The organism is Acidimicrobiales bacterium (assembly GCA_036491125.1).
Taxonomy (GTDB): domain Bacteria; phylum Actinomycetota; class Acidimicrobiia; order Acidimicrobiales; family AC-9; genus AC-9.
Map to the genome: position 1 here is coordinate 1 of DASXCO010000230.1, position 10,557 is coordinate 10,557.

Consider the following 10,557-nt stretch of genomic DNA (forward strand, 5'->3'; position numbering starts at 1 on the left):
CAAGGTCAACTATGACATCACCATCTGGAGCGGCCCCAAGGATGGTGCCTGGGTGGTCGCTGGGCCCTACGGCCCCTGAGCGTGCACGGCGTGTTTCTGCCCCGCCGAGGGGGCCTGGTGGCCCCGTTACCTCAGCGGGGCAGTCGCCGCGGCCTACCCGGTGGCCGACAGCCTCGACCAGGCGGCCGCGGACCTGGTCCGGGAGTCGTCCGAGCGGCGCATGGGCTGGGCGACCGACCTGGCAAGCCAAGGGCCGAGCCGTACCGTGGAAGCGGTGACCGGCAGGCCCAAGCCGTGGGGCCCGCGAACCGGGCCCTCGCTCAAGCTCGCCTGTCGGCCATCTACCCTGGCCCGTACAGCGGCCGTCCCAAGAACCTGCAGAGATCGCTGCCGCCAACGGGCGCTTGGGCGAGCTGCGCCACCTCCGGCGGCAGCTGGAGCGCGGAGAGGCGCCCTGGGCCAACACGGAGGCGGGTCGGCAGCTCCTACGCCGCTACCTCCCAAGGTGGTGGCCAACGGACGGCAAGGTCACGCTGTTCGACCCGATGACGGTGCCGGTCACCCGCTACCGCTATCGAGCGGACAACATTCCTTCGCTGTGGAGAAGTGGAACGATCGGAACGGCGGCATGACGCGCTGTTTGGACCCGTGGAGAGCCGGATGCGTGGGAACGCGCACGTCCGGTTCGGTGAGCGGGCCGGGGAGACGGACGTATGCGCAAGCAGCGCACCGCGCCCCGGCCCGACTTCTACCTCGAGCGGGTCCACCGGGAGATCAAGCGCCGCTGCGACGTCGTCGGTGTCTTCCCGAGCGACGCCGCCATCTCCCGCCTCGTCACCGCGGTGGTCGTCGAGGCCCACGACGAGTGGGCCGTGGCCGAGCGGCGCTACCTGTCTGAGACCTCGATGGCCCAGCTGCGCCGGAGCCCAGCCGCCGAGCTGGCCAAGCCGAAGAGGCCGCCTGGCCGGGTGAGGTCTTAGCCTCGGGCCGAACCCGCGCAGCTCCCCGCCTCCCCCAAGGCTCGCAAGCGACAGGCGGGCTAACCGACCTACCACGGCCGCGGCCGGAGATCACTTCTCCGTCACTAGGCGGGGCGCCATTCTTTTCGGGCCCAGTGGTCTAGCCCGAGATGTCCGGCTTGTTCGTAGCTTCGAGCCGGACTCAGCAATTCGGCGGATGCCGTGCGGGCTCGTTTCGGCAGTTCAGCGGATGTTCAGGCCGACCCTTCTCGTTCAGGCTGGCCCCGAGGCCCGAGCACGAGGCGAGGGTCCGAGCGCCAGACGAAGGAGTAACCAATGAACAAGATCAAGAACCTCACCACGAAGACCAAGGTGGGGGCGCTCGCCTCCGGGGCCGCCATGGCCGCCACCCTGGCTACCGCCCCGGTGGCGGGCGCAACGCCGGCGGCTCCGCCCGCTCAGCCACCCGCTGGCGACCTACTTCGGGGCACCACGATCGATACCCCGATGTCCGGGCAGCCCGACGCTATCCTCGGCCACTCGAGGCCTGACTCGGTGACCGTGGGGGACAATGGGAACAGCCGCACCTTCCATTGGCACTGGAACATCGAGCACGGTCAGAGGCTCGACTTACCCGCCTGGGAGGCGCCAAAGGACACGCCCTACATCGCCACTAACAGCAAGGAAAAGGGGCAAGAAGGCGAATTGGCCAAGGTATGGGAAGCGGACATGACGGTCCAGGCTTCCGAGGGCGTCGGCTACAGCGGCTTCAGGGTCCCCTCGGAGAAGCAGCAGGCCCTATACATGACGGGCTGGCCTCAGGGCGACTTCTTCAGTAACAGCGTCTGGGCCTCCCTCATCCACGATGGGTGGTTCGACCTCACGGTGACGACCACCCGTGGAGACGGCAGCGACGTAGGAGCGGCTCGTGAATTGCCGGTTGACGCAAACGCAGGCCAGCATCGATTCCCACAGCTGCTGTTCCCCTGGGTGGAGGGCAGGTATTGGCGATAACCGCGGATAAGCTCAAGGAAGACGAGCCCGAGGTCACTTCTCCACCACGCGGCGGGACGTCATCCTTCTTCGGGTTGCAGTGGCGCCGACTACCCCAACATCTACTCTCCCGCGGGGGAGAGCCCTACTCTCCGGCAGCATCGGGGCCCAGTCTCGGCCGCATGACTGCCTCGACTCCTGCCTTCAGCCTGCCCTGTGACCTGCCCTCGGGTCCTTTTTGTTGCCCTCTTTCCTGCCCTCGCCTGCCCTGCCCGATGTCTTGCCATCGGTGACCACGCGCGTCTCTTGATGCCATCGGCATGGACGCCCCACGCCCCAGGAGTCGGGCGTCTTGTGAGGCTCGGGGTGGTCCGATTACGGCGCCGGTAGCCTGGTGCTGTGACCACGGGATTGCCGACTCGGCGCTGGACGGTCGACGAGTACCACCGCATGGCCGACGCTGGCGTGCTCGGCGAGGACGACCGGGTGGAGTTGCTCGAAGGGGAGGTCGTCGAGATGGGGCCGATCGGGTCTCGGCACAACGCATGCGTCGACCGACTCGTCGCGCTGCTGCAGCCCCAAGTCGCGGGTCGAGCCATCCTCCGAGTGCAGGGCTCGATCGGTCTGTCCCCTAGCTCGGAGCCTCAGCCAGATGTCGCCGTTCTTCGGTGGCGTGACGACTTCTACGCCGAGGAACTGCCTGGGCCTGCCGACGTGGTCCTTGTCGTTGAGGTAGCCGAGTCCTCTAGCGACATCGATCGCGACAAGACCCGGCTATACGGGAGGGCCGGCGTCGCTCAGGCTTGGGTCATCGACCTCCCCGCCGGTCAGCTGACGGACAGCCGCAGACCGACGCCGGAGGGGTACGCGGAGACCCGGACGTACTCGCCCTCGGACACGGCACAGCTGGCGGCGCTACCGGATGTCGCAGTCGAGGTCGGTCGCACCCTGCCCTGATCCCGCCTGCGCGTGTTGCGTCCGCTCGAGCTCTGACCGCTGCGAGCACCATCTGACCCTCTAGGTCTCGCGGTCCCCCTCGCGAAGCCCTTGCGACACGATTTCGCTCAAAAGTCCCCCTCAAGGTCCCCCTCGAGGCTATACCGTGAAACAACCAGCCAGCTCAGACGCCATATCCGGGGTCAGATGGCCAGTTGGGCTGGAAGAGATGCCACTGCTCGGGAGCCAGGCGGATGAGGTCCTCCAGCTCCCGAGCCAGGGCCTGGGTGACGCGGGTGACGTCGTCGGCGACGGCGCCGAGCCGCTCCACTGGCAGCGGCGGCCGGATCACGACGTGGTGGACGGCGCGCTGACTCGAGTACATCGTCGCCGGCAGTAGGGCGGCGCCGGTGCGGAGAGCGAGGGTGGCCGGACCGGCGGGGAGGGAGGTCCGCTCGCCGAAGAACTCGACCTCCACTCCCGTACCAACGAGGTCGCGGTCACTGAGCAGGGCCACGACCCCGCCGTCGCGCAGCGTTTGCAGGACGGCGGCTCCCGCCCGGAGGCCGAGGGGCACCACCGTCATGCCGATCCCCCGGCGCATCTCGACGAACCAGTCGAACAGCGCCGGCGGCTCGAGGGGCTCGACGACCACCGTGAGCGGATAGCCCACCGACGCCAGCCAGGCGCCCCCCCAGTCCCAGCTGCCGAGGTGGGGAACAGCGAGGATGACACCTTGTCCCCGGGCGATACCGGCATCGAGATGCTCCAAGCCGTCGCGCTGCATGTGCCGGCCGAGCTCCTCGGCCGAGACGTCGAACAGCCGGAACGAGTCGGCCCAGTACTGGGCGTACGAGCTGAACGCCCGCCCGACGGCTCGATCCAGCGCCCGTCGGTCGAGCGCACCTCCGCTGACCCGTTGCAGGTGCCGACGAACCATCGCTCGTCGCGTTGGCATCGCCGTCGAGAACACGGCTCCGGAGAACCTCGTCATCGGGGGCAACGCCGCCTCGGGCAGCGCTCGGGCGATGACGGCCGCGGCCCGGTACCCCGCAAAGATCGCCCGAGCCCGCTGGCCGACCGCGAGGCCCCTGAGAGGCGGCGGGGAAACTACTTGCGCCTTGTCATGGACCGTCACCAGGGATGATCCTCATCGAAATGTGCAAGTAGCTTCCCCGCCGCCTCTGATGGTTACGGCCCGCTGGTGATGCGTCGCCTGCTCCGGCGAGCCTGGCCCGCCCGGGTCGTCCGGCTGGCCGGCACCCGCTGCCGGCGATCCCGCCAGCGACCCCCGGGTGCCCGCCGCTCGGGGCCGGAACGCAGCACGGCGGTCTCCCGCCACTGCCGCCATCGTGACTCCACCCGTCCCGCCCGCCAGCGGGGCGCAGACTCCCGAGGGGCGGGGCTGGCCTGACGCCACACCATGACGAAGCGCTGGAGGACGGTCGCCATAGTGAGGACGAGCATCACCCACAGCACCGGCACGAGGAGGGCGCTGAAGACGAGCCCGATCCCGAGCAGCACGAGGCGCTCGGCCCGCTCCATGATGCCCCCCTTGGCGTTGAAACCCAGCGACTCCGCCTTGGCTCGCTCGTAGGAGACGAGGAAAGAGGCTCCCAGCACGGCGAAGGGCAGCACCGCCGCCTTGCCCCCATGCGTCGAGGCCAGGTACCAGGCCACCCCGCCGAGGAGGAGCGTGTCCGTGACCCGGTCCGCCACCGAGTCGAAGAAGGCTCCCCGGGGCGCCGCCGTCCCCGACGCCTTCGCCACCGGCCCGTCCAGAAGGTCGGGCAGACCGGACGCGACGAGCAGGATCACGCCGACCCACAGGTGCCCGCTGCCGATGGCGAAGGCGGCACCAGCCGCCATCACCAGGCCCGTTAGCGTCAGTTGGTCGGCCGTGACACCGATCCGGCTCAGCCCGGCGCCGAGGGGTGTCGTACCCCGGTCCACCCTGGCCCGCCAGCGGCCGTCGAACATCGTCGCTCCTTCGCTGACTACCACCCCACGGTACCACCGGCCATCTGTAGGCTATCGATGCCCGGTGACCAGCCGGAAGGCCGGTAGACGGGAGCCTGAACCCAGCCTGAACCCAGCCAGCACCCAGGCAACAGCCACCTAGACGAGTGAGGTGTGTCGGTGTGAAGACCTTCCCTCCGGCCCGGATCCGCAATGTCGCCCTGGTGGGACACGGTGGCACTGGAAAGACGACGCTCGCCGAGGCGCTGCTCTCCGAGGCCGGTGCGATCAACCGGAAGGGGCGGGTGGAGGACGGCACCACGACGACGGATTTCGATCCCGAGGAGATCAAGCGCGGGATCTCCGTGTCACTTTCCCTGGCCCCCTTCGAGTTCCAGGGCCACAAGGTCAACCTGATCGACACCCCGGGCTACGCCGACTTCATCGGCGACGTGGCCGCGGCGCTGTCGATCGCCGACTTGGCCGTGTTCGTGGTCAGCGCCGTCGAGGGTGTGGAGGTCCAGACCGAGGTCGTGTGGCGCATGGCGGCCCAGGCCGGCGTGGCCAGGATGATCTTCATCAACAAGCTCGACCGCGAGCGGTCCAGCTTCGAGCGCACCCTGGAGCAGCTGCGAACCCGGTTCGGCAGTGGCATCGCGCCTCTCGAGCTGCCGATCGGCGAGGAGGCGGATTTCCGCGGCGTGGCCGACCTGCTGACCGACACCGGGTTCTTCTACGACGACGGGGCGCCCCGGACGGGTCCGATCCCCGACGAGATGGAGACGCTCGAGCACCAGGTGCGCGACAACCTGGTGGAGGGCATCGTCGTGGCCGACGACGAGCTCATGGAGCGCTACCTGGAGGGCGACGTCCCGAACCCCAAGGAGCTCGAGGACACCCTCGCTCTGGGGGTCGCCTCGGCCAGCGTGTTCCCCGTCATCTGCGGCTCGGCCGCCAGGGGCACCGCCATCGAGCGTCTCGCCGCCTACATGTGCGAGCTGGGTCCGTCGCCGGCCGCCGGCCCGCCGGTCGCGGTCCAGGCCGGTGACACGACCCAGGAGCTGCCGAACGACCCCGCGGGCCAGCCCCTGGCACGCGTGTTCAAGACCCTCGCCGACCCGTACGTGGGAAAGATCTCGATGTTGCGGGTGCTTTCGGGCACCATCCGCCCCGACACCGTGCTCACCAATCCCCGCAGCCACACCGACGAGCGGCTCCACGCCCTGTTCACCCTCCGGGGCAAGGAACAGGACTCGGTCGCCGAGGCACCGGCGGGTGACCTGGTGGCCGTGGCCAAGCTCTCGGACACGACGACCGGCGACACCTTGGCGCCGAAGAACACCCCAGTGGTCGTTCCCGTCCCTCCCCCTTCGCCGCCCGTGCTGTCGATCGCCATCAAGCCTCGCTCCAAGGGCGACGAGGACAAGCTCATGACGGCCCTCCACCGTCTGCTGGAGGAAGACCCATCCATCGAGGTGACCCGGAGCGACGAGACGCACCAGACGGTCCTCGCCGGGATGGGCGAGACCCACCTGTCGATCGCGTGCGAGCGGCTCCACCGCAAGTTCGGCGTGGACGTCGAGACCGAAGAGGTCCGCGTGCCGTACCGCGAGACGATCACCAAGCACGCCGAGGCCGAGGGCAAGTACAAGAAGCAGACCGGGGGCCACGGTCAGTTCGGCGTGGCCAACCTGAAGGTCGCTCCTCTCGAGCGGGGCGAAGGGTTCCAGTTCGTCGACGAGGTCGTGGGCGGCGCCATCCCCCGCCAGTTCATCCCCGCCGTGGAGAAGGGCGTGGTCGAGGCGATGCAGCAGGGTGGCGAGCACGGCTACCCGGTAGTCGACGTCAAGGTGACCGTCTACGACGGCAAGTACCACTCGGTCGACTCCTCCGAGATGAGCTTCAAGATGGCCGGCAGCCTCGGCTTCAAGGCGGCAGTGGCCGCGGCCGGGCCGGTCCTGCTCGAGCCCGTCTCCGCCCTCGAGGTCACGGTGCCGGCGGACTACTCGGGCGATGTCATCAGCGACCTCAACTCGCGCCGGGGCCGGATCCAGGGCACCGACTCGGGCAACGACGGGGAGCAGATCGTCATCGCCCTCGTCCCCACCTCGGAGGTCCAGCGTTACGCCATCGACCTGCGCTCGCTGACCGGCGGTCGCGGTCGCTTCAGCCTCAGCCACCACCACTACGACGTGGTGCCGGCCCACCTCGTGAGTCGGTTGGCCAAGAGCGAGGCTCAGGCCTGAGGCCAGGCCGTCCGCAACCGGCGCCACGTATCGGGGAGGCTCTCCGGCAACACCCTGGTCTCGGCCACGGCGGTGGTGAAGTTGGTGTCCCCCACCCATCGAGGGACGGCGTGGAAGTGGAAGTGATCAGGTATGCCTGCTCCGGCGGCGCGCCCGAGGTTCGCCCCGACGTTGACCCCGTCGGGGTGGTACGAGGCCTTCAGCGCCCGAACGGCATCAGACAGAGCTTTCCAGAGCTCGTCGGCCTCGTCACTCACAATGTCCTCCAGGTCGGCGACGTGGCGCGTGGGCATCACCATCAGGTGACCGCTCGCATATGGGAACGCGTTCAGCACAGCGAAAGAACGATGGCCCCGCCACACGATGTAGGTGACGTCGTCAGGCTCCGTGCTGGCCAGGATCCGGCAGAACACGCAGTCCTCCCGCCCTCGGTCCGCGCCCGCTTCCGGTTGCTGCGCCACCCTCGCGGCGTCCGAGGAGGCGGCCGAGCTGACGTACGGCATGCGCCATCCCGCCCACAAGTGCTCGAGGCTCACGGGGCGTCCGCGGGCGCGTGCTCAGGTCCGATGCGGGCCTCGATTTCGCCGCCCAGTCGAGCCACGAAGTCGTCGACCGGGACACCACGGTCCGGCGTCGCACTCCCCCGGGCGTTCACGCCCACGGTCCCCGCGGCCACGTCGTCGTCGCCGACGACCAGCACGTAGGGCACCTTCTCCAGCTTGGCCCTTCGGATTCGAGCACCGAGTGGCTCGTCGGCCTCGTCCACGTCCGCCCTGTACCCCTCGCTCCGGAACCGGTCGGCCAGTCGGACCGCATAGGCGTCGTGGTCGTCACGCACGGGCAGGATCCGCACCTGGACGGGCGCCAACCACGTGGGCAGGGCGCCGGCGTAGTGCTCGAGGAGCAGGGCCAGGAACCGCTCGACCGATCCGAAGAGGGCACGATGGATCATGAACGGGCGGTGGCGCTGGTTGTCGGCGCCGACGTACCACATGTCGAAGCGCTGCGGCTCCTGGAAGTCGACCTGCAGCGTGGAGAGCTGCCAGCGTCGCCCGATGGCGTCGCGCAGGTGCACGTCGACCTTTGGGGCGTAGAACGCGCCCTCGCCCTCCGCCACGGTGTACGGGATCCCACTGGCGTCCAGCGCCCCCCGCAGGGCCGCTGTCGCCTCCTCCCACTCGTCCAGGCTGCCGAGGTACTCCTCGGGCCTCGTCGACAGCTCGGCCTCGAACTCGGTGAGCCCGAAGGTTCGCAGCACGCGCAGGACGAAGGCCAGCAGGGTCGCCAGCTCGCCGCCCAGCTGCTCGCGCGTGCAGAAGATATGGGCGTCGTCCTGTGTCATCCCCCGTACCCGGGCGAGGCCGTGCAGCACCCCGGAACGCTCGAAGCGGTAGACCGTGCCCAGCTCGAACAGCCGCATCGGTAGTTCCCGGTAGGACCGGGCCCGGCTCTGGTACACGAGGATATGCATGGGGCAGTTCATGGGCTTGGGGTAGTAGGACGCACCCTCCATCTCCATCGGGGGGTACATGCCCTCGGCGTACCACTGGAGGTGGCCCGACCTCTCGAAGAGCGTCGACTTGGCCAGGTGCGGGGTCCAGACGAGCTGGTAGCCACCGGCAAGGTGCTCGACGCGTGAGTAGTCCTCCATGAGCTGACGGATGAGCGCGCCCTTGGGGTGGAACAGCGGGAGCCCGCCGCCGATCTCGGGCGGGAAGTGGAACAGGTCCAGCTCGGCCCCGAGCCGGCGGTGATCCCGCCGCTCCGCCTCCTCGAGACGGTGCAGGTGCTCGGCCAGGGCCGCCTTCGACTCCCACGCCGTCCCATACACGCGCTGGAGCTGGGGGCGACGCTCGTCGCCCCGCCAGTAGGCGCCCGCGACCCGCATGAGCTTGAAGGCGCCGAGTCGGTCGGTCGACGGCACGTGCGGGCCGCGACACAGGTCGACGAAGTGCGGTGAGTTGCGATAGGTGCTCACCGCGCCGACGTCGACGCCCTCGCTGCGGGACTCGGGATCGTCCCCGTCCCGCGCCGCCGCTCCGACCCCCTCGATGATCTCCTGCTTGAACGGCTGGTCGGCGAAGATGCGAAGCCCCTCCGCCGTGGAGTGCTCTTCGCGCACGAAGGGCTGGCCCTCGGCCACGATCTCGCGCATGCGGGCCTCGATCCGGCCCAGGTCCTCGTCGGTGAAGTGCTCGCCTCCGGGAAGCTCGAAGTCGTAGTAGAAACCGTCCTCCACGGCGGGACCGATGGCGAAATGAGCGCCGGGCCAGAGGTCGAGCACGGCTTGGGCCAGGACGTGGGCGGTCGAGTGACGGAGCACCTCGCGCCCATCCGGCGTATCAGCCGTGACGATCGACACGGTGTCGCCGCCGCGCAGGGCGGTCGCGAGATCGACCTCCTTGCCGTCGACCGTCGCCGCTACGGCGGCCTTCGCCAGCCGAGGCCCGATGGCGGCAGCCAGGTCTCCGGCGGTGGATCCGGCCGCCAGGGATCGCGTCGAGCCGTCAGGCAGATAGATCTCGATGTCGTCGGCCATATCAACGAGCGAGCGTACCGCCGGGGCGCGCGGTCATCGACGGAGATTGCGACGGGGCCGGCCCTCTGCGGGCGGCCCCGTCGACGAATCTCTGTTCGTTGACCTTTGCCGGGGAGCTCAGCTCGAGCTGGCGAACACCGGCTCGGGCGCCTCGGCCCGGGCGGCTTCCGGACGGGCCAACATGGCGACGCTCGCCACCAGCACCCACGCCAGGGTGGCGATGCCAGCCCCCATCTGGAGACCGACCCAGGCCGCGCTGTACGTGGTGACGTAGAAGGCGCTGACCCCCGAGAGGAAGGCGGCGGCGCCGAACAGCAGGCCGGCATACCCGAGCGGCGGGGCGACAAGCTCCTTGCGCACCATGGCCAGCGATGCGGCGACCAGGAAGAGGGCGATGGCGAACAGCAGCACGCCGCCCAGGATCTCGCTCATGTAGAAGAGACTCCGGACGACGCCGGCATTCGTGATGAGGTCGATCCGGTGCGACCCGAAGGCCAGCGTCGCCTGCGGGATGGCCAAGAGGAAGCCGAGGATCGCTACTGCGGTGCCGGAAACGAGCACGATCGGCGACAGGGCCTCGCTGCCACCTTCGGCCCGCTGAAGCACGTGGCGCAGGTGGCTGACGAACCAGAGAAAGAAGACGCTGCCCAGCGTCCCGAGCAGGGCCGAGGTGAGCAGGCCGCCCCGGTTGCTGGCGTAGTAGACGGCGATGTTGAAGGCCGACGCGTTGATGTGCGGCGCCGAGGGAACGACGAAGATGCTCGCCAGGATCAACGCCACGAAGACGATGCCGGCGGCAGCTCCTGCCTGTTCCCACCTGTTCTCGTTCATTTCTCCCCCTTGTCGGGCCCCGTGTTGCCGGGACCTCCACTTGGAGGATACGGGCCGCCTGATACCGCTGGAAGGGGGATATTCCGGGCATCCC

General features: G+C 69.1%; 8 protein-coding genes and 1 pseudogene. 4 read left to right on the forward strand and 5 right to left on the reverse strand.

The genetic code is table 11. The features are described from left to right. Nucleotides 1-752: 752 nt before the first annotated feature. The 3 genes and pseudogenes from VGF64_17730 (at nucleotide 753) to VGF64_17740 (ending at nucleotide 2,909) form a co-directional block, all read left to right on the forward strand. Nucleotides 753-980 (forward strand): annotated as a pseudogene (locus VGF64_17730) (transposase). A 315-nt stretch (nucleotides 981-1,295) separates the two neighbouring features. After that, a complete protein-coding gene (locus VGF64_17735) occupies nucleotides 1,296-1,973 on the forward strand; it encodes a hypothetical protein (GenBank protein ID HEY1636600.1) in 678 nt (225 codons plus the stop codon). A 378-nt stretch (nucleotides 1,974-2,351) separates the two neighbouring features. After that, the gene (locus tag VGF64_17740; protein HEY1636601.1) at nucleotides 2,352-2,909 is read left to right on the forward strand and encodes a Uma2 family endonuclease; all 558 of its coding nucleotides are present in this window, start codon (nucleotides 2,352-2,354) and stop codon (nucleotides 2,907-2,909) included. A 163-nt stretch (nucleotides 2,910-3,072) separates the two neighbouring features. On the opposite strand, the gene VGF64_17745 is transcribed toward VGF64_17740, so the two are convergent. Both VGF64_17745 and VGF64_17750 read right to left on the reverse strand, forming a co-directional pair. Further along, the gene (locus VGF64_17745) at nucleotides 3,073-4,026 is read right to left on the reverse strand and encodes a phosphatidylinositol mannoside acyltransferase (GenBank protein ID HEY1636602.1); all 954 of its coding nucleotides are present in this window, start codon (nucleotides 4,024-4,026) and stop codon (nucleotides 3,073-3,075) included. A gap of 53 nt (nucleotides 4,027-4,079) precedes the next feature. Next, the gene (locus VGF64_17750) at nucleotides 4,080-4,868 is read right to left on the reverse strand and encodes a CDP-alcohol phosphatidyltransferase family protein (protein ID HEY1636603.1); all 789 of its coding nucleotides are present in this window, start codon (nucleotides 4,866-4,868) and stop codon (nucleotides 4,080-4,082) included. A 161-nt stretch (nucleotides 4,869-5,029) separates the two neighbouring features. On the opposite strand from VGF64_17750, the gene fusA reads away from it, so the two are divergent. Next, the gene (fusA, locus tag VGF64_17755) at nucleotides 5,030-7,093 is read left to right on the forward strand and encodes an elongation factor G (protein ID HEY1636604.1); all 2,064 of its coding nucleotides are present in this window, start codon (nucleotides 5,030-5,032) and stop codon (nucleotides 7,091-7,093) included. On the opposite strand, the gene VGF64_17760 is transcribed toward fusA, so the two are convergent. The 3 genes from VGF64_17760 to VGF64_17770 form a co-directional block, all read right to left on the reverse strand. Beyond that, entirely contained in the window at nucleotides 7,084-7,629 is a 546-nt protein-coding gene (locus tag VGF64_17760) for an HIT domain-containing protein (protein HEY1636605.1), read from the reverse strand. The two genes, fusA and VGF64_17760, sit on opposite strands and share 10 nt — an antisense overlap. Beyond that, nucleotides 7,626-9,632 carry a threonine--tRNA ligase gene (gene thrS, locus VGF64_17765; GenBank protein HEY1636606.1) on the reverse strand — a complete coding sequence of 669 codons (2,007 nt, stop codon included), beginning with the start codon at nucleotides 9,630-9,632 and terminating at the stop codon, nucleotides 7,626-7,628. Before thrS ends, VGF64_17760 begins: the two co-directional genes overlap by 4 nt. Before the next feature lie 117 nt (nucleotides 9,633-9,749). Continuing rightward, nucleotides 9,750-10,463, reverse strand: a complete 714-nt coding sequence (locus VGF64_17770) for a hypothetical protein (protein ID HEY1636607.1) — start codon at nucleotides 10,461-10,463, stop codon at nucleotides 9,750-9,752. Between the last annotated feature and the right edge of the window lie 94 nt (nucleotides 10,464-10,557).